We start from the raw sequence: 23,467 nt of genomic DNA, 5'->3' as shown, positions 1-23,467 counted from the left end.
GCCACCGGCCGTGTCGAGGCCGGGCCGGCAATGTGGGCCTGGCAGGGGCGTGGCCGTGCGAGCCGGGCCGTCGGCAGCGCGGCTGCGACAGCGCTGTCCGGCGACTCCAACCCTACTGACGAACAGCTTTTCGGTCAGCCCGAGTCGATGGCAACGGCTAGGAGTATCGGCGGCCCCGGCGGCGAAAGGGTCGTCCGCGTTCGCCTGTCTGGCCCATCCCGGGGCAATGAGTAGTGACTATGATCTTTCGATCATGACTCCAAGTCGGTGGCTGGAAAATCAGCCGCTGACCGGCGGTGTGCACCTCGCCGGGTGAAGCTGGCCACACGCCGGCCGGCTTCCCGGCCGGTCCAGCTCACGACCGTCCGGTCGGTGCACACGGCACGCCCGGCTCTCGCGGCCGAGCGGCCGCACCAGGACCGGGAGCCCACGCCTGAGGCCACGTTCTCCGCTGTTCGTGGCCGTGGCGCACCGGTTTCAGCGCTACCCCGAGGCCCGCACCGGGCCAGCATGTCAGGAGATCAGATGCAGGTTCCCATCCAGGTACAGGTGTTCGCACACGACGGGGTGGTCCTCGCCCGACCGCCCGACCCGTCGGCCACCGCCGACAGCCCCTATCTCGCCGGCGCGGGCGCCGCTCTCTACAACGGCCTGGACATGATCACGGGTCTGCACCTGACCCTTCCGCACCAGTCGGCGGTCATCTGCAGCACCGGCTCCAGCGCGGACAAGTCACTGCGTCTGCTCAGCCGGAGTGGTCTGAAGACGCCCAGCGACCTGCGGGAGTTCCGCTCCGGCGCGCAGGCGGTGCGGTACGCGCGGGAAGCCGTCGAGCGGGGCGAGACGCTGGAGTTCCAGTTTCCCCCGCATGACCCGCTGCTGCGGGCCGCTCGCGCCCGGGTGCCCGCGGATCTGCTCGCCCGCCTCAACAACAAGACCGTGCTGGAGACTCTGGTCGCGCCGGAGTACCTGCCCCGCCGGCAGGTCGCCACCCCCGCCGAGGTGCGCCGGATCGTGGCGCGGGACCGCCGGCCGGCGGTCATCAAACCGGCCGGGGTCGAGGTGTTCAGTGGAATTGCGATCTTCACCCGTCGGTTGCGGGACCGGCGGAACCGTTCCCTGTTCAACCAGTTGGAACAGGTGAGCGAGCAGTGGATCGTCGAGGAGGAGGTGCCCTTCGAGACGATCTGGGGTCTCCAGTTCGGCGTGACCGACGGGGGAACGGTGCACTACTTCGGAGCGTCGGTACACCTGCCGCAGCCCACCTCGACGTGGGTCGGCTGTGTGATGGACGACGACCAGCCCCCGGAGGAGCTGGTCGAAGCGCTGACCGTAGGGGTCCGAAAGGCCAGTGAGCTCGGGTACCGGGGCTACTGCTCCTTCGACGCCGGGATCGGCCGCGACGGCGCTTTGCGGGTCATCGACCCGAACTTCCGGGTCAGCGGGGCCACCACCTCGCTGCTGCACCGCAGCTCGCTGCTGGGCCGGCATCCGTGCGCCATGACCACGTTCTTCTCACTGGCTCCCGGCGTCGACGCCGAGCCGATCCTCGCGCCGTTCATCGACCGGGGGCAGTTCGTCGTGTTCATGCACCACGACCCGGCAGAGACGGACAACGGCCCGCTGCCGGCGACCATCGTCGGCATGGTCGGAGCCGCGGACCGGTACGCCTGCGGCGTGCTGGTGGCGCAGATCCAGCGGGCCCTGGGCACCTGACGCGCCGGTCCGGGCCCGCTCGGCTCCGGCGGCTCGCCATCCGTTCGCCGGCCCGGCCGCCCCGCGGCGCCGGCCGGCGAACGGGCACCCGGCGGTGGCGGCCTCACATGCCGGAAAGTGCGGTACGCACAGCGACCTCGGGGACGCGGGTGACCAGTTCGACTCCGCCCGGTCCGTCCAGGACGAAGGACAGGCCCGAGGTTGCCTTCTTGTCCCGGCGCATCAGCCTGATCAGCTCGTCGTGGTCGACGCCGCCGGGCAGCGTGGTGTCGAGCCCGTAGCCCGCCACCACGTCGTGGTGCTCGGCCACCCGGTCGGCCGGTATCCGGCCGAGGACGCCGGCCAGGCGGCCCGCGAAGACCGTGCCGACTCCCACGGCCTCACCGTGGCGCAGGCCGAAGTCGGTGGCCCGCTCCAACGCGTGCCCGAGCGTGTGACCGTAGTTGAGGATGTGCCGCAGGCCGGAGTCCCGCTCGTCCGCGGCCACCACCCGGGCCTTCAACGCCACCGATGCGGCGATCTGTTCCGCCACCGGCCGGTCATACAGATCACCGGCGCCGATGAAGTGCGCGCGGGCGATCTCCCCGTACCCGTTGCGCCACTCCCGCTGCGGCAGCGTCCTCAGGTGCTCGGTGTCGCAGAGCACCGCCCGGGGTTGCCAGTACACGCCCACGAGGTTCTTGCCCTCCGGCAGGTTGACGGCGGTCTTCCCGCCGACGCTGGCGTCCACCTGGGCCAGCAGCGAGGTCGGCAGATGGATCACCGGTACACCCCGGTGGTAGAGGCCGGCGGCCAGCCCGACCACGTCCGTGGTGGTGCCGCCGCCGCAGGAGACCACGGCGTCGGTCCGGGTCAACCCGAACTCGGCGAACGCCCGGCAGAGCTGTTCCACGGTGGTCAGGTTCTTGTCGTGCTCGCCGTCGCGGGCCGGCACCACCCGGTGCGGCACGCCCGGGTCGGGCGTCCACTCCGGTGGCCGGGCCGAGACCACCACGACCCGCTGGGCGCCGATCCGCGCCACCTCCGCCGGGAGCCGGTGGCGCACGCCGGGACCGATCAGCACCGGGTACGACCGTTCTCCGAGTGCCACCTCGACGCGGGCCGGCTCGCCGGCGGGACGGTCAGGTACCGGCGCGTGCATGTGGTTGCTGCCTCCTCTGCGGAACGTGGGCCGGCGCGGTCGGGGCCGGGTCGGCCCGCACCATCGACAGGCGCAGCGCCAGCGCGGCCAGCGAGTCGACCTCCGGCCGGATGCCCCACCGGTCGTGGGTGAGCTGCGCGTGGTGCGCCAGCAGGAACCCGGGAGGCGCCGTCGGGTGGTGGTGACCCACCACGTCGGTCACCCGGTCCAGGTAGCGCTGCCACGCCACTGCCACGTCCCCGCCCAGCGGTAGGTCACCGGCCGACAGGACGATCTTCTCCGCCCCGGCGTCGGCCTGCGCGGCCAGCTCCCGCCGCTGCGCGCCGGTGAGCCGCTGGCTGCGTTCCTGCCAGTGCAGGAACAGGAACGCCAGGCGGTCGGCCGCCGGCATCAGCCCGGTCAGGTGCCGCAGGTGCGCCACGGCCAGCGGCAGTTCGCCGCCGGCCAGCCAGGGCACGTCGCCGCCGAGCAGGGTGAGGGCCAGTTCGCTGCCCGCGAACGCGAGCGGGCCGCCCCGGGCGGGGTCGCGCACGACGCACCGGTCCCCGGCCAGGGACGTCCCCGGGTCGTACGCGAGCAACCCCGCCCGTACCGCGTCGAGCGCGGCGGGGGTGGCATGGAAGCCGAGGCTCAGCCGCCCGGCGGGGGAGCCCTCCGGGTCGAAGAACCAGTGCATGCCGGGATCGGCCCGGCGGGCGGCGGCGACCAGCCCGGTCAGGACGGTGCCGACCAGCTCGGTCAGCCGCGTGCCCGGGCAGCCGCCGGCCGGTACGGCCGAACGGGCGAACAACCAGCAGCGTTCCAACGACGGCACCTCGGCTGACGGGCGGGTGGAGCACGGGATTCGACGGTCCGCGGGGGTCGCCCCATCATCGGCCCGCGGGGCCGTTCCACCACCCGATCGGCGCTTCGAACTGGGGACGACTTAGGGGGTGACAGGGGTAGGACACCGGCAGGGTGCTCGGAAGACTTGGGCCGCTACGGCGAGCGAGGTCTACGCCGCGGATGAGGAGTCTCGCCGACGGATGGATGTGGTGACATGCTTCGGAGCGACCTGATCCAGCCGTTGTCCGATCTGATCGAGGCGCACGCCGCCAGGTCGGGGAACAAGGTCGCATTCCGCGACGACCGCCGGGCGGTCGGATACGCCGATCTGGCGGCGCGGACCCGTCGGCTGGCCGGTCACCTGGCGGCGGCCGGGGTCGCCCGGGGCGACCGGGTGGCCTTCTGCCTCGGCAACCGCGTGGAGACGGTGGAGACCTGGCTGGCCGTCACGCGGGCCGCCGCGGTCGGCGTGCCGGTGAATCCGCACAGCACCGACGCGGAACTGGCCCATCTGCTGGACGACTCCGGCGCGGTGCTGGTGGTCACCGACCCGCGTCACCTCGACCAGATGCTGCGGCTGCGTGCCACCCGGCCGGCCCTGCGGATCGTGGTCACCGGGGACAACCCGGTTCCGGACGGGGTCGTCGCCTGGCGCGATCTTGTCGACACCGAGCCGACCGTGGGCGCCCGCGACGACCTGGGCCTCGACGAGGTGGCCTGGATGCTCTACACCTCCGGCACCACCGGTCGGCCCAAGGGTGTGCTTTCCACCCAGCGCACCTGCCTCTGGTCGGTCGCCGCCTGCTACGTGCCGATCCCCGGGCTCACCGCCGCCGACCGGGTGGTCTGGCCACTGCCGCTGTTCCACAGCCTCTCCCACATCGGGTGCGTGCTCAGCGTGACGGCGGTCGGGGCCACGGCCCGGCTCATCGACGGCTTCTCCACCGACGACGTGCTGCGCGCGGTCGACGAGGACGAGGCCACCGTGCTCGCCGGTGTGCCGGCGATGTACCACCACCTGGTCACCGCCGCCCGGGAGACCGGCTTCCGCGCCCCGGCCCTGCGGGTCTGCCTGGTCGGCGGGGCGATCACCACCGGCGCGCTGCGGCGTGCGTTCGACGAGGTCTTCGACGCGCCGCTGCTCGACGCGTACGGCAGCACGGAGACCTGCGGCTCGATCGCCGTCACCCGGCCGGAGCAGCCCCGGGTCGAGGGCTCCTGCGGGCGCGCGGTGCCCGGCGTCGAGGTGCGCCTGGTCAGCCCGCAGACGGGTCTGGACGTGCCGACCGGCGCCGAGGGGGAGGTCTGGGTCAGCGGTCCGAGCGTCATGCTCGGCTACCACGGCCTGCCGGAGGTCACCGCCGCCGCCCTGCGCGACGGCTGGTACCGCACCGGTGACCTGGCCCGCCGCGACGCCGACGGCAACATCTTCGTCACCGGCCGCCACCAGGAGCTGATCATCCGGGGCGGGGAGAAGATCCACCCGGGCGAGGTGGAGGAGGTGCTGCGCGCGGTGCCCGGCGTCGCCGACGTGGCGGTGACCGGCCGGCCGCACGACGTGCTCGGCGAGGTGCCGGTGGCGTTCGTGGTGCCGGGGGCGGAGGGCTTCGACCCCCGTGCCGGGTACGCGGCCTGCCGGGAGCGGCTCAGCTACCACAAGGTCCCCGAGGCGCTGTACGAGATCGGGCAGGTGCCCCGCACCGCGTCCGGCAAGGTCACCCGCCGGCTCCTGCTCGACGGGCCGGCCCGGCTGCGGGCGATCAACGGCAGCCACCACGAGGCGCTCAGCCTGCTCGCCTGGCGACCGCTGGACCTGGCCGCCGTACCGCCGGTGGCGACGCCCGTGCCGGCGGCCGCGCAGGACGCCGCCGCCCCGGTCCGCCGCTGGGCGCTCGTCGGCGCCGGGAGCGAGTCGCTGGTGGAGCCGTTGCGTGCGGCGTCGCCGGGGGAGCGGTTCCGGGCCCACCGGGATCTGGCCGGCCTGCGCGAGACTCCCGAGGCGCCCGACGTGACGGTGCTGCTGGCCGGGCCGGCCGACGCCGACGCGGCGGACCTCGCCGACCGGTTGCGAGGTTGGCTCGACGACGACGGCTTCGCCGGCACCCGGCTGATGCTGCTGACCGGCCCGGTCGGCGACGCGGCCAACGACCCCGATCCGAGCGGTGCCGGCAGCGCGGGCGAGGCCACTGCGGGAGACGCCCTCGCGCGAGAGGCCCCCGCGCGAGACGCCGCCGCGGGCGACGCCGCCGGGTGGTCCGGACCCGATCCGGCGGCCGGCGCCGTCTGGGCGGTCGGGCGCAGCCTGCAGGCCGCGTACCCGGACCGGATCGTGCTGGTCGACCACGACGCCGCGGACCGCTCGCTCGCCCTGCTGCCGGCCGTCGTGGACGCCGGCGCCGCGCAGGTCGCCCTGCGGGCCGGGGCGGCCCGGTACGCGGCCCTCGTGCCCGCCCCGGCGACCGCGCCGGGACGATCGGCGACCGTGGCCGACCCGGAGCGCCCCGTCCTGGTCACCGGCGCCGACGGACCGACCGGCGCCGCGCTGGCCCGGCACCTCGTCGCCGTGCACCGCGCCCGCCGGCTGCGGCTGCTGCACGCTGGCGCGACGCCCGCCCCGGCCCTGGCGGACCTGGCCGCCGAACTCACCGCCGCCGGTGCGGAAGCCGTTCCGCTGCCCGCCGAGCGGGCGGGCGACGAGGCGTTCGGCGCCGTCTTCCTCTGCCCGTGCGACGACGACCTGGCCGACGTCGAGTGCGCAGTCCGGCTGCTCGGCCTCGCCGCGACGCTGGACGCCGCGGGCCGCCACCCGGAGGCGGCGTTCACCGTCCTCGCGCCGTCCGCCCTGCTGCTGGGCGCGGCGGGCCGGGAACGCGCCGCCTCGGCCGTCGGGGCCCTGCACGCCCTGGTCGCCCGCCGCCGGGCCGCCGGTCACCCGGCCCGGCTCGTCGGCACGACCGCGCCCGCCGAGCGCGGACCGGCGGCGACCGGACCCGCAGCGGGCACCGCATCGGCGGCAGTGCGTGCCGACCTCGCCGCGTTCGACGTGGCCCACGACGGCGCCGACCTGGTCGTGCTCGCCCACCCGGCGGGCCACGCCGACGCCGCGCACCCCGCCTGGCGCGGGCCCGTGGCCGAGCCCGGCGACTCCACGGACGACCGGGACGCCGCCGAGCTGCGCCGTCGGCTGGCCGGGCTCACCACCACCGAGGGGGATCGGCTCCTGCTCGACCTGGTCCGCGCCGCCACCGCGCAGGTGGCCGGGCTGCCCGGCCCGGCCGCGGTCCGCCCCGGCCGCGCCTTCAAGGAACTCGGCTTCACCTCGGTCGCGGCGGTTGCGTTGCGCGATCGGCTGGCCCAGGCCACCGGGGTACGGCTCTCCGCCACGGCCGCGTTCGACCGGCCCAGCCCGCAGGCACTCGCCCGGCACCTCGCCGCCCGGCTGCGTGGTGCCGTCCCGCCGGCCACTCGCACGACCGGCCGGTCGGAACTTCCGTCCACAGCGGACGATCCGGTGGCCGTCGTCGCCATGGCCTGCCGGCTTCCCGGCGGCGTCGCCTCCCCCGAGGAGCTGTGGGAGCTGGTCGACCAGGGCCGGGAAGGGCTCACCGAGTTCCCCACGGACCGGGGCTGGAACCTGGCGAACCTGTTCTCCGACGACCCCGACCGCCCCGGCACCTCGTACGCCCGGGTGGGCGGCTTCCTCACCGGCGCCGCGGACTTCGACGCCACCCTGTTCGCGATCAGCCCGCGCGAGGCACTCGCCATGGACCCGCAGCAGCGGCTGCTGCTGGAGACGTCCTGGGAACTGTTCGAGCGGGCCGGCATCGACCCCACCTCGCTGCGCGGCAGCGCCACGGGCGTCTTCACCGGCGTCATGCACCACGACTACGCCGCGAACCTGCGCCAGGCGCCGCCCGGCACCGAGGGCTACCTCGGCGTCGGCACCGCCGGTAGCGTCGTCTCCGGCCGGGTCGCGTACGCGCTGGGGCTGGAGGGGCCGGCGGTCACCGTCGACACGGCCTGCTCGTCGTCGCTGGTGGCGCTGCACCTGGCCGCCCAGGCGCTGCGCGCCGGGGACTGCTCGCTCGCCGTGGCCGGCGGCGTGGCGGTGATGGGCACCCCGCAGGCGTTCGTGGAGTTCAGCCGGCAGCGCGGGCTCGCCCCGGACGGCCGGTGCAAGGCGTTCGCCGACGGCGCCGACGGCACCGGCTGGTCCGAGGGCGTCGCCGTGCTGCTGCTGGAACGGCTCTCCGACGCCCGCCGGGACGGGCACCCCGTCCTCGCCGTGCTGCGCGGCTCCGCGGTCAACTCCGACGGCGCGTCCAACGGGCTGACCGCCCCCAACGGGCCCGCCCAGGAGCGGGTCATCCGCCGGGCGCTGGACGCGGCCGGGCTCTCCGCCGCCGACGTGGACGCCGTCGAGGCGCACGGCACCGGCACGTCCCTCGGTGACCCGATCGAGGCGCAGGCGCTGCTCGCCACGTACGGGGTGGGCCGCGGTGACGCCGAACCGCTGCGGCTCGGCTCGCTGAAGTCCAACCTCGGCCACACCCAGGCCGCCGCCGGTGCCGCCGGGCTGATCAAGATGGTGCTCGCGATGCGGCACGGGACACTGCCGCGCACCCTGCACGTGGACACCCCGACGTCCGAGGTGGACTGGTCCGCCGGCGCGGTCGAGGTGCTCACCGAGGCCCGCCCGTGGCCCGACGTACGCCGCCCCCGCCGGGCCGGCGTCTCGTCGTTCGGCATCAGCGGCACCAACGCCCACGTCATCGTCGAGGCCCCCGCCGACCCGCCGACCTCCGCCGGGGACACCGCCCGGCAGTCGCCGCCCGCCACCGCGGCAGCGCGACCGTCGACCGACACCGCTCGGCCGCCCGTACCGTGGCTGCTCGCGGCTGCCTCCGGCGAGGCGCTGCGTGACCAGGCGGCCCGCCTGCTGGCCTGGTTCGACGGGCCGGGGGCGCACGTCGACCCGGCCGATGTCGGGCACGCCCTCGCCACCACCCGCGCCGCTCTCGAACACCGGGCCGTGGTCCTGGTGGGCGACGCGGAGTCCGCCCGGACAGGGCTCGGCGCGCTGGCCCGCGGCGGACCGGACCCGGACCTGCCGGGCGTGCTGACCGGCCGGGGCGTCGACGGCCGACTCGGCCTGCTCTTCGGTGGGCAGGGCGGCCAGCGCGCCGGCATGGGCCACGAGCTGCACGCGGCGTACCCCGTCTTCGCGGCCGCCTTCGACGCGGCCTGCGCCGAACTCGACCGCTGCCTCGCCGGCCACGCCCCGTTCCCCGTCGCGGACGTCGTCCTCGCGGCCGAGGGCACCGCAGCGGCCGAACTGCTCGACGAGACCCTGTACACCCAGCCGGGCCTGTTCGCCTTCGAGGTGGCGCTCCACCGCCTCCTGGAGCACTGGGGGATCCGCCCCGACGCGGTGCTCGGCCACTCCGTCGGCGAGCTCGCCGCCGCGCACGTGGCCGGGGTGTTCTCCCTCGCCGACGCGGCGGCGCTGGTCGCCGCCCGCGCCCGGCTGATGCAGCAGCTGCCCGCCGGGGGCGCGATGGTCGCCGTCGAGGCCGACGAGGCCGAGGTCGCCGCGCACCTGACCGACCGGGTGGGCCTCGCCGCCGTCAACGGCCCCACCAGCGTCGTCCTCTCCGGCGACACGGACGCGGTGCTGGCCGTCGCGGACACCCTGCGCGCGGCCGGGCGCCGCACCAGCCGGCTGCGGGTGTCGCACGCGTTCCACTCGCCGCGCATGGACCCGATGCTCGACGAGTTCCGCGCGGTCGCGGCCGGCCTCACGTACCGCACCCCGCACCTGCCGGTGGTGTCCAACCTGACCGGCCACCCCGTCGACCCGGCCCGGCTCTGCTCGCCCGAGCACTGGGTGGCGCACGTGCGGGGCACCGTCCGCTTCCACGACGGCGTACGAGCCCTGCACGGGCAGGGCGTCACCACCTTCCTGGAGATCGGCCCGGCCGGTGTGCTCACCGCGATGGCCCAGGACTGCCTCGTCGCCGAGACCGACGAGCTGGCCTTCGTCCCCGCCGTACGGGGCACCGCAGGCGAGGCCGAGGCGCTGCTCGCCGCCGTGGCGCGGCTGCACGTGCGGGGCGTCGCGGTGGACCGTGCCGCCCTCGCCGGCCCCGGCCCGCACCGCCGCGTCGACCTGCCCACGTACGCCTTCCAGCGCCGGCACTACTGGCTGCCCGCTCCCACCGGCACGGGCGGTTCCGTCGGCGCCGGACTGGCCGACGCCGGGCATCCGCTGCTCGGCGGCCTGCTGGCGGTCGCCGGCACCGGGCAGGTGGTCTGCACCGGGCAGATCGCCACGGCCACCTCGCCGTGGCTGGCCGCGCCCGGCGACGGCACGGCGCCGCTGCTGCCCGCCACCGCCCTGCTGGACATGCTCGCCCACCTCGGCGACCGGCTCGGCGCCCCGAGCGTGCGACGGCTGCGCGTGCCCGAGCCGGTTCCGCTGCCCGCCGAGGTAACCCTCCAGGTGCAGATCGACGTGGGCGCGCCGGACGAGCACGGACGCCGGGAGGCGCACTGTCACGTCCGGGCCGGCGAGGGGCTGCCCTGGCGGGAGGTCGCCGAGGCCGTGCTCGCCCCCGTCGACCCGGAGAGCGGCCGGGGCGCCCTCGCCCCCGTCTGGCCCCCCGCCGGGGCCCGGCCGGTGGACCTGAGTGCCCCGCCGCACCGCGCGCTGGCCGGGGAACTGGCCCGCGCGGCGTGGGTCGCCGCCGACCGGCTCTACGTCGACGTACGCCTGCCCGACGACGCCCGCGACCCGGACGCCGAGCGGTACGGCGTGCACCCGCTGGTCCTGGAGGCGGCCCTGTGCCTGCTCCCGCTCGCCGGCTTCGCGTCGGTCGCCGACGCCGGGCCCACCGCCCGGCTGCTGCCCACCGAGTGGGCGGGCGTGCGCCGCCACGCCGTCGGGGCGCACGCGCTGCGCGTCTGCCTGGCCCCCGCCGGGGCGGACGCGGTGACGCTGAGTGCCGTCGACGACGCAGGCGGGGCCGTGCTCGACGCCGACCGGGTGGTGCTGCGGCCGGTGGACCTGCCGTCCGCCGACGCGCCGGCGCCGGCGGCCACCCCCGCCGGGCTGTACGCCGTCGACTGGCTGCCCGCCGCGTTCCCGGCGACCCCGGCGCCCTCCTGGACGCTCGCCGACGGCACGCCACCGGACGGGCCGCTGCCGCCGCTGCTGGTGCTGCGGGTCGGCGACGGCGAGTCGGGCCGGCCGGTGCCCGACCGGGCGCACGCCGTCGGCCTCGCCGTGCTCGACGTGCTCCAGACCTGGCTGGCCGACCCCCGCGCGGAGACCACCCGCCTGGCCCTGGCCGTGCGCGACGGCGACCCGGTGCACGCCCCCGTGGCCGGGCTGCTCCGCGTCGCCCAGGCCGAGCAGCCCGACCGTTTCCTCCTGCTCAGCCTCGACACCACCGACGACGCCGCCATCCGTTCGGCGCTGGCCGTCGCCGCCGACGAACCCGAGGTGGCCGTCCGCGACGGCCGCGCGCTGCTGCCCCGCCTGCGCCCCGTCGAGCGGCCCCCGGCCGGCGCGCCGCTCGCGGCCCTGGCCGGCGGCACCGTGCTCCTCACCGGCGGCACCGGCGGGATCGGCCGGCACGTCGCCACCCACCTCGCCACCGCGCACGGCGTCACCGAGCTGGTGCTGGTCAGCCGCAGCGGCCGGGCCGACGACTGGACGACCGCACTGACCGACGACGGCGTCACAGTGCGGGTGGTCGCGGCCGACGTCGCCGACCGGGCGGCGCTCGCCGAGGTCGTCGCCCCGCTGGCCGACCGGCTCGTCGCCGTCGTGCACGCCGCCGGGGCCACCGACGACGCTCTGCTCACCGACCTCGACCCGCCCCGCTGGGCGCGGACCCTGCGCGCCAAGGTGCACGGCGCCTGGCACCTGCACGAGCTCACCGCCGGCCTCGACCTGGCCGCGTTCGTGCTCTTCTCCTCGGCCGCCGCCACCTTCGGCAGCCCCGGCCAGGGCAACTACGCGGCCGGCAACGCGTTCCTCGACGCGCTCGCCGCGCACCGCCGCGCCCAGGGCCTGCCGGGCAGCGCCCTGGCCTGGGGGCTGTGGGCCGTCGAGGACGGGATGGCCGGCCGGCTCAGCCCCGCCGACCTGGCCCGGCTCGCCCGCGGTGGCACCCGCCCCCTCGACCCGGCCGCCGGGCTGGCGCTGTTCGATGCCGCCCTGCACGTGGACCGGCCGGCGCTCGTGCCGATCGGGCTCGACCTGGCCGCCGTACGGACCTCCGGCGAGGTGCCCGCCCTGCTGCGGGCGCTGCTGCCCCCGCCGCCCCGCCGGGCGGTCAACGCCGCCTCCGCGCCCGCCTCCGCGAAGGGCTTCGCCGACCGGCTGGCCGAACTCGCCGAGCCCGAGCGCGCCGAACTGCTGCTGGACCTCGTACGTGCCCGGTGCGCCACAGTGGTCGGGCACACCGGCCCCGAGCAGGTCGAGCCGCGCCGCCCGTTCAAGGACCTCGGCTTCGACTCGCTGATGGCCGTCGAGCTGAGCAACCGGCTCACCGCCGTCTCCGGGGTCCGGCTCGCCCCGCACGCCGTGTTCAACCACCCCACCCCCGAGTTGCTCGCCGCGCACCTGCACGCCCGGCTGCTCGGTACCGCCGCCACCGAGGTCGCCGACGCGAGCACCGTCGCTCTGGACGAGCCGGTCGCCATCGTCGCGATGGCCTGCCGATTCCCCGGCGGGATCGGCTCCCCGGAGGAGCTGTGGCGGCTGCTCGACGCGGGCGACGACGTCATCGGCGACCTGCCCGACGACCGGGGCTGGCCGCTGGCCGACCTCCACGACCCGGTGCCCGGCACGCCCGGCCGGACGTACGTGCGCTCCGGCGGGTTCCTCACCGGCATCGCCGACTTCGACGCCGAGTTCTTCGGCATCAGCCCCCGCGAGGCGCTCGCCATGGATCCGCAGCACCGGCTGCTGCTGGAGACCTCCTGGGAGGCGTTGGAACGCGGTGGCATCGACCCGGCCACCCTGCGGGGCAGCCGCACCGGTGTCTTCGCCGGCACCCACGGGCAGGACTACGCCGACCGGGTCGCCGCCGGTGTCGTCTCCGACGACGGCGAGGTCACCGCCGACGAAGGACACCTGCTGACCGGCACCGCCGGCAGCGTCCTCTCCGGCCGGGTCGCGTACGCGCTCGGGCTGGAGGGACCAGCGGTCACCGTCGACACCGCCTGCTCGGCGTCGCTGGTGGCGCTGCACCTGGCCGTTCAGGCGCTGCGCCAGGGCGACTGCGACCTGGCGCTGGCCGGTGGGGTGTCGGTGATGTCCACCCCGGCGGGGCTGACCGGCTTCAGCCGCCAGCGCGGTCTCGCCGCCGACGGGCGGTGCAAGGCGTTCGCCGAGGACGCCGACGGCTTCGGCATGTCCGAAGGCGTCGGGATGCTGGTGGTGGAGCGGCTCTCCGAGGCCCGCCGCCGGGGCCACCCCGTGCTGGCCGTCGTGCGCGGCTCGGCGGTCAACTCCGACGGCGCGTCGAACGGGCTGACCGCGCCGAACGGGCCGTCGCAGGAGCGGGTCATCCGGGCCGCGCTCGCCGCCGCCGGGCTGAGTGCCGCCGACGTGGACGCGGTGGAGGCGCACGGCACCGGCACGTCGCTCGGCGACCCCATCGAGGCGGAGGCGATCCTCGCCACGTACGGGCAGCGCCCGGCCGGCGGCACGCCGGTGCTGCTCGGCTCGGTCAAGTCCAACCTCGGGCACACCCAGGCCGCGGCCGGCGTGGCCGGCGTGCTCAAGATGGTCCTCGCCATGCGGCACGGGCGGCTGCCCCGCACCCTGCACGCCGAGCGCCGCAGCTCGCGGATCGACTGGGACTCGGGAGCGGTGCAGCTGCTCACCGAGGCCCGTCCATGGCCGGCGGCGGACCGGCCGGTTCGCGCCGGCGTCTCGTCGTTCGGCATCAGCGGCACCAACGCCCACGTGATCGTCGAGTCGGTCGCCGAGGCGACGCGGGAGGCCGCCGAATCCGAGCCGCCGCAGGAGCGCCCGCTGCCGTGGCTGCTGTCGGCGCGTACCCCGCAGGCGCTCGCCGGCCAGGCGCGGCGGCTGCGGGAGCACCTCGCCGCCCGGCCCGACCAGCGGTCCCTCGACGTGGCCTGGTCGCTGGCCACCACCCGGGGCTCCTTCGACTCCCGGGCGGTGCTGGTGGCCGCGTCCGCGCAGCGGGTCGCCGACGCCCTCGACGCGCTCGTCGAGGGCCGGCCAGACCCGGCGGTCACGCGTGGCGAGGCGCGGCCCACCGGCCGGTGCGTCTTCGTCTTCCCCGGGCAGGGCTCCCAGTGGCTCGGCATGGGGTTGGACCTGCTCGACCAGGCCCCCGTGTTCGCCGAACGCATGGCGGCCTGCGACGCGGCGCTGCGGCCGCACCTGGACTGGTCGCTGCTGGACGTGCTGCGCCAGGCGCCGGGCGCGCCCGGCCTCGACGAGGTCGACGTCGTGCAGCCCGCCCTGTTCGCGATGATGGTGTCGCTGGCCGAGCTGTGGCGCTCGTACGGCGTGCAGCCGGCCGCCGTGGTCGGCCACTCCCAGGGCGAGATCGCCGCCGCCTGCGTCGCCGGGGTGCTCTCCCTGCCCGACGCCGCCCGGGTGGTGGCGCTGCGCAGCCGCGCGCTACGGGCTCTGGCCGGACACGGGGCGATGGCCTCCGTCGCGCTGCCCGCCGACACGGTCCGCGACCGGATCGCCCGCTTCGGCGAGCGGATCTCGGTCGCCGCCGTGAACGGGCCGGCCGCCGTCGTGGTCTCCGGCGAGCCGGAGGCGGTCGAGGAGCTGCTCGCCGAGCTGGCCGGCGAACAGGCCCGGGTGCGGCGGATCGCCGTCGACTACGCCTCCCACTCCGCCCAGGTCGAACGCATCCGCGACGAGCTGGCCGAGGTGCTGGCCGGCATCGCCCCCGGCCCGGCCGCCGTACCGCTGTTCTCCACCACCGACCTGCGCTGGCTCGACGGTGAGGAGATGGGGCCCGACTACTGGTACCGCAACCTGCGCCGGCCCGTCGAGCTGGAACGGGCGGTTCGCGCGCTGGCCGCCGAGGGCCACGACACGTACGTCGAGTGCAGCCCGCACCCGGTGCTCACCGTCGGCGTGGAGGAGACCCTCGCCGACCACGACGGCGATGCCGTGGTGGTCGGCTCGGTGCAACGCGACCAGGGTGGCCGGGAGCGGTTCCTGCTCTCCCTCTCCCAGCTCCACGTGTCCGGTGTCGCGGTCGACTGGCGGCCCGCACTGGCCGGCGGCCGGCGCGTCGACCTGCCCACGTACGCGTTCGCCCACCGCCGCTACTGGCCCCGGGCGGTCTCCGGCCCCGGCGACGTCGGCGCCGCCGGTCTGGACGCCGCCGGTCATCCGCTGCTCGGCGCGTCGGTCGCGCTGGCCGAGACGGGCGGCCGCCTGTTCACCGGGCGGCTGTCGGCCGACGCGCAGCCGTGGCTGGCCGATCACCGGGTCACCGGCAGCGTGCTGGTGCCCGGCACCGGTCTGGTGGAGTTCTGCCTGCGCGCCGGCGACGAGGTCGGCCACCCGTTCCTCGACGAACTGGTCATCGAGGCCCCGCTGACCCTGCCCGCCGACGGCGCGACGCAGGTGCAGGTGGCGGTCGGCGCGGTTGCCGGCGACGGACGCCGCCCGGTGACCGTGCACTCCCGGCCCGCCGACGCGCCGGCGGGACATCAGTGGACCCGGCACGCCAGCGCCACCCTCCGCGCCGACCAGCCCGCGGTGTCGCCGCAGCTCATCGCCGGGCCGCCGCCCGACACCCGGCCCGTCGACCTGACCGGCTTCTACGCCGGCCTGGAAGCCGAGGGGTACGCGTACGGGCCGGCGTTCCAGGGCCTGCGCGCGGTGTGGACCAGCGGCGACGAGGTCTACGCCGAGGTGGAGCTGCCGGCGGCCCAGCGGGTCGACGCCGACCGGTACGGCCTGCACCCCGCCCTGTTCGACGCCGCCCTGCACGCCGCGCACTTCGGCGGCCTCGCCGGGGCCGGGGCCGGCCAGCTCCTGCTGCCGTTCGCCTGGAACGGTGTCAGCCTGTACGCCACCGGGGCGACCGCCCTGCGGGTACGGCTGACCCGGGTCGGGCCGCACGCCATCGCGCTGACCGTCGCCGATCCGACCGGCGCCCCGGTGGCCGAGGTGGCCGCCCTGACGATGCGCCCGATCTCCACCACCGAGCTGGCTGTCACCGGCGACCGGGCCACCCGCGACGCCCTGTTCCGCGTCGACTGGACGCCGCTGCCGCCCGTCGAGTCGGCCACCCCGGTCGACGCCGTGGCCGTCGCCCCCGGCCTTGACGGGTTCCCGCTGCACCACGGACTGGACGGGCTCGCCGACGCCGTGGACGCCGGACTGGCCCTGCCCGGGGCGGTGCTCGTGCCGCTCGGCGCGTACCCAGCGCAGCCCACCCCCCGCGCGGCGCGCCACGCCGCCGTGCAGGCCCTCGACCTGGTCCGGCGCTGGCTCACCGAGCCCCGGTGGGCGGCGTCGCGGCTGTTGCTGGTGACCCGGGGCGCGGTGGCCGTGCACCACGCCGGCGAGGTTACCGACCCGGCCGCCGCGGCGGCGTGGGGCCTGGTGCGCTCCGCCCAGTCGGAGCACCCGGGCCAGGTGGTCGTCGTCGACGTCGACGGCGACGGGATCGGCCCCGACGAGGTGGCCGCCCTGCTGGCGGCGGACGAGCCGCAGGCCGCGATCCGGGTCGGCGCGGCGTACGTGCCACGGCTGGCGCGGGCCGGGTCCGCCGGTGAGCTGCCCGCACCGCCCGCCGCCGCGTGGCGGCTGGACGCGCCGGTGCGGGGCAGCCTGGAGAACCTCACCCTGGTCGCCACCGACGCCGCCGACGCCGCGCTCGGCCCCCGCGAGGTCCGGGTCCGCGTCCGTGCCGCCGGACTGAACTTCCGCGACGTGCTCAACGCGCTGGGCCTCTACCCGGGCGACGCGGGCCCGCTCGGCGGCGAGGGCGCCGGCGAGGTCGTCGAGGTGGGCGCCGAGGTGACCGACCTGCGCCCCGGCGACCGCGTCTTCGGGGTCTTCGTGGGCTGCTTCGGGCCCGTCGCGGTCACCGACCGCCGCCTGCTGGCCCCGATGCCGGCCGGCTGGTCGTACGTCGAGGCCGCCTCCGTGCCGGTGGTCTTCCTGACCGCTTACCACGGGCTGGTCAACCTGGCCGGGCTCACCAGGGGCGAATCGGTGCTGGTGCACGCGGCGGCCGGCGGCGTCGGCATGGCCGCCGTGCAGCTCGCCCGCCACCTCGGGGCCGAGGTGTACGCCACCGCCAGCCCCGCCAAGTGGGACGCCCTGCGCGCGCTCGGTCTCGACGAGGAGCACCTGGCCTCGTCCCGGACCCTCGACTTCGAGACCCGCTTCACCGACGCCACCGGCGGCCGGGGCGTGGACGTCGTGCTGGACTCGCTGGCCCGCGAGTTCGTCGACGCCTCGCTGCGGCTGCTGCCGCGCGGCGGGCGGTTCGTCGAGATGGGCAAGACCGACATCCGCGACGCCGACCGCGTCGCCGTCGACCACCCGGGGGTGGCCTACACCGCCTTCGACCTGACCCTGGAGGAGCCCGACGAGGTGCAGCGCATGCTTGTCGTTCTGCTCGGGCTCTTCGAACGGGGAACGCTCACCCCACTGCCCACCCAGGTGTGGGACGTCCGCCAGGCGCCGGAGGCGTTCCGGCACGTCAGCCAGGCCCGGCACGTCGGCAAGGTGGTGCTCACCATGCCCCGGGCGTGGGACCCCGACGGTACGGTGCTGCTGACCGGCGGCACCGGAACCCTGGGCCGGCTGGTCGCCCGGCGGCTGGTCGAGACGCACGGCGTACGGCGGCTGCTGCTGGTCAGCCGCCGCGGCGAGCGGGCCCCCGGCGCGACCGAGGCGCTCGACGAACTGCGGGCCCTGGGAGTCGAGGCCACGGTGGTGGCGGCCGACGTGTCCGACCGCGACAACCTCGCCGGGGTGCTGGCGGCGGTACCGGAGCGGCACCCGCTGACCGCCGTCGTGCACCTGGCCGGGGTGCTCGACGACGGGGTGGTCACCGCCCTCACCCCGCAGCGCGTCGACACGGTCTTCGCGCCGAAGCTCGACGCCGCGTGGCACCTGCACGAGCTCACCCGCCACCTCGACCTCGCCGGGTTCGTACTCTTCTCCTCCGGCGCCGGAGTGTTCGGCGTACCCGGTCAGGCCAACTACGCGGCGGCCAACGCGTTCCTCGACGCGCTCGCCGTGGCCCGCCGCGCCGAGGGGCTGCCGGGCCGGTCGTTCGCCTGGGGGCTGTGGGAGCAGGCCAGCGAGATGACCGCCAAGCTGGACCGGACCGATCCCCGGATCACCGCCCGTGACGGGCAGCTCGCCATCCCGTCCGAGCTGGGGATGGCCCTGTTCGACGCGGGCCTGCGGCTGGCCGAGTCGGTGCTGGTGCCGACGAGGATCGACGTCGCCGCGCTCGGCGAGCGGGCCGCGCGAGCCCCGGCCCTGCTGCGCGGGCTGCTGCGCCGGGAGCGGCCGACGGCGCGGGCGGCCACCCCGACCGGCGGCGGGCGTACGCTCGTCGACGAACTGGCGGCGCTGAACGGGCCCGAGCGCCACACCCTGGTGGTCGACCTGGTACGCGAGCAGGCGGCGAGCGTGCTCGGGCACGGCAGCCGGGCGGCGGTGGCCCCGGGCCGGGCGTTCAGCCAGATCGGCTTCGACTCGCTGACCGCCGTCGAGCTGCGCAACCGGCTGACCACGGCCACCGGTCTGCGCCTGCCGGCCACGCTGATCTTCGACTACCCGGACCCGAACGAGCTGGCCACGTACCTGGTGTCCGAGCTGGCGCCGGACACCGGACCGGCGGCCCCGCCGGTCCTCGTGGACCTGGAGAACCTGGAGCGCTCGCTGACCGAGGCCACTGTGGAACCGGAGCTGCACGACCAGATCGGGTCGCGCCTGGAGGTGCTGATCGCCAAGTGGCGGACGATGCGCGCCGGCTCGGGGGGCGATCGCGACCTCGATCTCGAACTGGCCAGCGACGACGACCTGTTCGACCTCATCGACTCGGAACTCGGGATCTGATGGCCGTCCGGCCGTCCCGCACGCCGCAAGCCGACCCCGTGTCCGACCGACCCGCGAGGAACCGATACCGATGCTGACGACCGACGTCCTGATCGTGGGCTACGGCCCCGTCGGTGAGATGCTCACGATCCTGCTGGCGCAGCGAGGGCTCACCGTCACGGCGGTCGAGCGGTGGGCCACCCCGTACAATTTCCCCCGCGCGGTGTCGTACGACGGGGAGGCGAGTCGGGTCCTGGCCGCCGCCGGTGTCGCCGACCGCCTCGGCCCGGTGGTGGAGTCGTCCGGCGAGTACACCTTCAAGAACGGCTTCGGCCGTACCCTGCTGCATGTCAGGGTCACCGGCGACGGCCCGATGGGCTGGCCCGACTCGGTCTCGTTCTACCAGCCGGGACTGGAGGCGCTGCTCGCCGAGCGGGGCGCGGAGCTGCCGGGTGTCACGGTGCTGCGCCCGTACCAGGTGACGGGCCTGGTCGAGCACGACGACCGGGTCGAGGTGACCATCGCCGGCCCGGACGGCGAGGAGGTCCGCGCGGCCCGCTGGGTTATCGGCTGCGACGGGGCCAACAGCTTCGTGCGGGAGCACCTGGGCGGCGGCGTCACCGACCTCGGCTTCACGTACGACTGGCTGGTCTGCGACGTGATCCCGCACGAGGCCCGCGAGTTCAAGCCGAACAACCTGCAGGTCTGCGACCCGGCGCGGCCCCGCACGGCCGTGTCGGCCGGCCCGGGGCACCGGCGGTGGGAGTTCATGCGGGTGCCGGGGGAGAGCCGCGAGGAGTTCGAGAGCGCCGCCAGCGTGTGGCGGCTGCTCGGCCTCTTCGACATCACCCCCGACAACGCCACCCTGGAGCGGTACGGCGTCTACACCACCCAGGCATGTTCGGCCGGGCGCTGGCGTTCCGGGCGGATCCTGCTCGCCGGCGACGCGGCGCACGTGATGCCGCCGTTCATGGGGCAGGGGATGAGTTCGGGCTTCCGCGATGCCCTCAACCTCGCCTGGAAGCTCGACCTGGTGCACCGCGGCCTCGCCGACGAGGCCCTGCTGGACACCTACCAGGAGGAGCGCTGCGCGCACGTGCAGCACGCCATCCGGATGTCCATGGACTCGGGCGCGGTGATCTGCGAGACCGACCGCGCCGCCGCGGCCGGCCGCGACGCCGCGATGCTCGCCGAGCTGCGCCGGCGTACCGCCCGCCCGCGCACCCGGTCCCTGCTGGAGCCCCTGTCCGGCGGGATCCTGCACAGCGGCTGCGAGGCCGCCGGCGCCCCGATGCCGCAGGGCCGAGTCGAGGTCGACGGCCGCGCCGGGCTCTTCGACGAGGTCGTCGGCACCGGCTTCGTCCTGCTCTGCGCCGAGGACCCCGGCGACCTGCTCGACGCCGACGCCCGGGCCTTCCTGGACGCGCTCGGCACGCGGGTCGTCCGGATCGTTCCCGCCGGCGCGCCCGCGCCCGGATCCGGCGCCGCGCCGACCGCCTTCGACCTCGACGACGTGTACCTGCCTCACCTCAAGCGGTACGACGCGGTGGCGGTGCTCGTCCGTCCCGACTTCTACGTCTTCGGCACCGCCGCCGACCCGGCCGTCGTGCCGGCGCTCGTCGAGGATCTGCGCCGGCAGATCCGGCGCGGCTGATCGGCATCCACCCACCGGAAGGAACCGACATGTTCGAGAACCTGAAGATCGCCGGCCGGGCGATCCGCACGGTCTTCACCGCCGACCCCATCACCCGGGTCCGGCGCTTCTACGAGATCCAGTCGCCCGACGTGGAGTTCGCGGCCCGCCGTACCCACTACATGAACGTGGGTTACTGGTCTGACGGGGTCACCGACATCGACACGGCCGCCGACGCGCTGGCCGACAGGCTGGCCGACGCCGCCGGGCTCAAGCCGGACGACACCGTGCTCGACGTCGGCTTCGGCTACGGGGACCAGGACTTCAAGTGGCTGCGGGAGCGCCAGGTAGCCAAGGTGTACGGCCTGAACATCACCCCGCACCACGTCGAGGCGGCGCAGCGCCGGGCGCAGGAGGAAGGGCTCGCCGACCGGACCGACTTCCGGCTCGGCAGCGCCACCGAACTGCCCTTCGAGGACAACACCTTCGACCGGGTCGTCGCCCTGGAGTCCGCCTTCCATTTCTACCCGCGCAGCGCGTTCTTCGCCGAGGCGCTGCGGGTGCTGCGCCCGGGCGGCGTGCTCGCCACGGCCGACATCATCCCGGTCAGCGGCGACGTCGTCCGCGCCGCCATCCAGTCCGGCCCGCTGAGTTTCGTCAAGTTCAGCATTCCCAAGGAGAACTGGCACGACCGGGACACGTACCGGCAGCAGTTGGTCGAGGCCGGCTTCGCCAACCCGGAGGTCCGCTCGATCAAGGACCGGACGTGGGAGGGCTGGCGGGCGTACATGGCCGAGCGGACCAACGACCCCGCGTTCCGGGCCGTCGTCAAGCCGGCCGTCCGCAAGAGCATGGCGGCCCACTGGAAGAACCAGGACCTCATGAAGCGTGAGCTGGCGCAGCTGGACTACGTGATCGCGGTCGGCCACAAGCGGTGACACCGCGTACCGACGAGGGGCCCGCCGACCGGTCGTGACGACCGGCGGACGGCCCCTCGTCCGGTGGGATCAGACCGCCGGCGCCGCGCTCAGTGCCGTCGAGACAGCCCGCAGGATCGCCGGCTGGTGCTCGGCCAGGAAGAAGTGCCCGCCCGGGTAGACCTTCAGGTCGAACGCCGCGGTGGTGTGGTCCGACCACGCCCGAGCCTCGTCGACAGTCGTCTTCGGGTCGTCGTCACCGGTGAGGACGGTGATCGGGCAGCTCAGCGGCGGCCCCGGCCGGTAGGTGTACCGCTCGGCGGCCCGGTAGTCGTTGCGGATCGCCGGCAACGCGGCGCGCAGCATCTCCGGGTCCCCGAGGACGGCGGAGTTGGTGCCGCTGAGCTTCCGGACGTCGGCCAGCAGCCCCTCGTCGTCGAGCAGGTGCACCGTCTCGTGCCTCGACTTCGACGGCGCCCGGCGTCCGGACGCGAACAGGTGCGCGACGCTGCCGCCGTCCTGCTCGATGAGCCGGGCGAGTTCGAAGCCGAGGCTGGCCCCCATGCTGTGCCCGAAGATGGCCAGCGGCTCGACCCGCCAGGGCCGCAGCACTGTGAACACCTCGCGCGCGAGGTCGTGGATGTCGCCGATGCACTTCTCGTGGCGCCGGTCCTGCCGCCCCGGGTACTGGATCGACAGCACCTCCACAGCGGGGGAGAGAGCGCGGGACACCGGGAAGTAGAAGCTTGCCGACCCGCCGGCGTGGGGCAGGCACACCAACCGCCTCGCGCCGCCCGGAGCGGGGTGGAAGCGTCGCACCCACAAGCCGTTGTCGGTATCTGGCGTGGTCATCCTCTGGTGGTCCTTCCGGCGGCTGCGGTTGCCGACCGGATCGGCGCGGACCCGGTCGAGGCGACGCTAGTGCGACGGGTCGGGACCGGACACCCCTAGCTGGTCGGTTGCCTGGTTAGGGGTTGTCCGCGCTCGCGCGCAACCAATAGCTTCTCCCGGCAGATGGGGATCTGCGTGGCTCTCGGCCGAGCGAGCCGAACGACAGATACAGGTGTCGCCTGAGACTTCTGCGCATTCGTACCGTCGCCTACGTCGAGTCTCCGCCGTGAATCGCGATGGGCTGGGATGATGGACACCGAAGAGAAGCTCCGGGAGTACCTGAAGAGAGTCACCGCCGACCTGCGGCGGACCCGGCAACGGCTCCGGGACGTCGAGGCCGACGCGCAGCAGCCCATCGCGATCGTCGGCATCGGCTGCCGGTTCCCCGGCGGGGTACGCACCGCCGAGGAACTGTGGGATCTCGTCGTGTCCGGCGGTGACGCGATCGCCTCCTTCCCCACCGACCGCGGCTGGGATCTCGACGCGCTCTACGACCCGGAGCGGTCCCGGCCGGGCACCTCCTCGGTCCGTGAGGGCGGATTCGTGGCCGACGCCGCCGAGTTCGACGCCCGGCTGTTCGAGGTCTCGCCGCGCGAGGCCCTCGCCATGGACCCGCAGCAGCGGCTGCTGCTGCATACCTCGTGGGAGGCCGTCGAGTCGGCGGGGATCGACCCCACAAGTCTGAAGGGCGCCCGGGTCGGGGTCTTCGCCGGCATGACCCACAGCGGGTACGCACACCCGCCGGAGACCCCGCCGGCGGGCGTGGAGGACTACCTCGGTCTCGGCAACGCGGGCAGCATCGCCTCGGGTCGGGTGGCGTACTCGTTCGGGTTCGAGGGTCCGGCCGTGACGGTGGACACGGCGTGTTCGTCGTCGCTTGTGGCGTTGCACCTGGCGGTGCAGGCGCTGCGGTCGGGGGAGTGCGACCTCGCGCTGGCCGGCGGCGTGACGGTCATGCCCACCCCCGCGGTGTTCGTCGACTTCACCAGGCAGGGCAACCTGTCCCCGGTGGCCCGGTGCCGGGCGTTCGCCGACGCGGCGGACGGCACGGCGCTCGCCGAGGGCGTCGGGGTGCTGGTGGTGCAGCGGTTGTCGGATGCGTGGCGTGACGGGCGTCGGGTTCTCGCGGTCGTGCGGGGCACGGCCGTCAACCAGGACGGTGCGTCGAATGGTTTGACGGCGCCGAATGGTCCGTCGCAGCAGCGGGTGATCCGGCAGGCGTTGGCGAACGCGCGGTTGGGTGTGGCTGATGT

General features: G+C 75.4%; 8 protein-coding genes. 5 read left to right on the top strand and 3 right to left on the bottom strand.

The features are described from left to right. The first annotated feature begins 525 nt into the window (after positions 1–525). Complete coding sequence (locus tag GA0070215_RS21430; RefSeq protein ID WP_091049022.1) at positions 526–1,716, top strand: ATP-grasp domain-containing protein; 1,191 nt, start codon at positions 526–528, stop codon at positions 1,714–1,716. A 103-nt stretch (positions 1,717–1,819) separates the two neighbouring features. Here GA0070215_RS21430 and GA0070215_RS21425 read toward each other — a convergent pair whose 3' ends face one another. Both GA0070215_RS21425 and GA0070215_RS21420 read right to left on the bottom strand, forming a co-directional pair. Then, on the bottom strand, positions 1,820–2,857 hold the full coding sequence (locus GA0070215_RS21425; protein ID WP_091049017.1) for a 3-dehydroquinate synthase family protein: 1,038 nt from the start codon (positions 2,855–2,857) through the stop codon (positions 1,820–1,822). After that, positions 2,838–3,671, bottom strand: a complete 834-nt coding sequence (locus GA0070215_RS21420) for a hypothetical protein (protein WP_244167086.1) — start codon at positions 3,669–3,671, stop codon at positions 2,838–2,840. Before GA0070215_RS21420 ends, GA0070215_RS21425 begins: the two co-directional genes overlap by 20 nt. 225 nt (positions 3,672–3,896) lie before the next feature. Here GA0070215_RS21420 and GA0070215_RS21415 point away from each other — a divergent pair, with 225 nt between their 5' ends. From GA0070215_RS21415 to GA0070215_RS21405, 3 genes are all read left to right on the top strand, one after another. Next, on the top strand, positions 3,897–18,794 hold the full coding sequence (locus GA0070215_RS21415) for a type I polyketide synthase (protein ID WP_091049013.1): 14,898 nt from the start codon (positions 3,897–3,899) through the stop codon (positions 18,792–18,794). A 70-nt stretch (positions 18,795–18,864) separates the two neighbouring features. After that, positions 18,865–20,427 carry a bifunctional 3-(3-hydroxy-phenyl)propionate/3-hydroxycinnamic acid hydroxylase MhpA gene (gene mhpA / locus GA0070215_RS21410; RefSeq protein ID WP_091049010.1) on the top strand — a complete coding sequence of 521 codons (1,563 nt, stop codon included), beginning with the start codon at positions 18,865–18,867 and terminating at the stop codon, positions 20,425–20,427. Between the two features lie 29 nt (positions 20,428–20,456). Continuing rightward, positions 20,457–21,344 (top strand): class I SAM-dependent methyltransferase, encoded by an 888-nt coding sequence (locus tag GA0070215_RS21405; protein ID WP_091049007.1) that lies wholly within the window; start codon positions 20,457–20,459, stop codon positions 21,342–21,344. Positions 21,345–21,413: 69 nt separating this feature from the next. Here GA0070215_RS21405 and GA0070215_RS21400 read toward each other — a convergent pair whose 3' ends face one another. Next, a complete protein-coding gene (locus GA0070215_RS21400) occupies positions 21,414–22,175 on the bottom strand; it encodes a thioesterase II family protein (protein ID WP_026268551.1) in 762 nt (253 codons plus the stop codon). Between the two features lie 318 nt (positions 22,176–22,493). On the opposite strand from GA0070215_RS21400, the gene GA0070215_RS21395 reads away from it, so the two are divergent. Further along, the coding region (locus tag GA0070215_RS21395) for a beta-ketoacyl synthase N-terminal-like domain-containing protein (RefSeq protein ID WP_425254579.1) at positions 22,494–23,467 on the top strand (974 nt) is incomplete at its 3' end.

Origin of the sequence: Micromonospora marina (assembly GCF_900091565.1) — a bacterium.
GTDB classification, from domain to species: Bacteria; Actinomycetota; Actinomycetes; order Mycobacteriales; family Micromonosporaceae; genus Micromonospora; species Micromonospora marina.
Note: the sequence above shows the minus strand (reverse complement) of the source record. Positions and strands in the feature narration are given on the sequence as shown.

Bases quoted from the DNA above. Each gene is read 5' to 3' on its own strand.
- GA0070215_RS21430 (WP_091049022.1), top strand. From the start codon at position 526: ATGCAGGTTCCCATCCAGGTACAGGTGTTCGCACACGACGGGGTGGTC.
- GA0070215_RS21425 (WP_091049017.1), bottom strand. From the start codon at position 2,857: ATGCACGCGCCGGTACCTGACCGTCCCGCCGGCGAGCCGGCCCGCGTC.
- GA0070215_RS21415 (WP_091049013.1), top strand. From the start codon at position 3,897: ATGCTTCGGAGCGACCTGATCCAGCCGTTGTCCGATCTGATCGAGGCG.
- mhpA (WP_091049010.1), top strand. From the start codon at position 18,865: ATGCTGACGACCGACGTCCTGATCGTGGGCTACGGCCCCGTCGGTGAG.
- GA0070215_RS21405 (WP_091049007.1), top strand. From the start codon at position 20,457: ATGTTCGAGAACCTGAAGATCGCCGGCCGGGCGATCCGCACGGTCTTC.
- GA0070215_RS21400 (WP_026268551.1), bottom strand. From the start codon at position 22,175: ATGACCACGCCAGATACCGACAACGGCTTGTGGGTGCGACGCTTCCAC.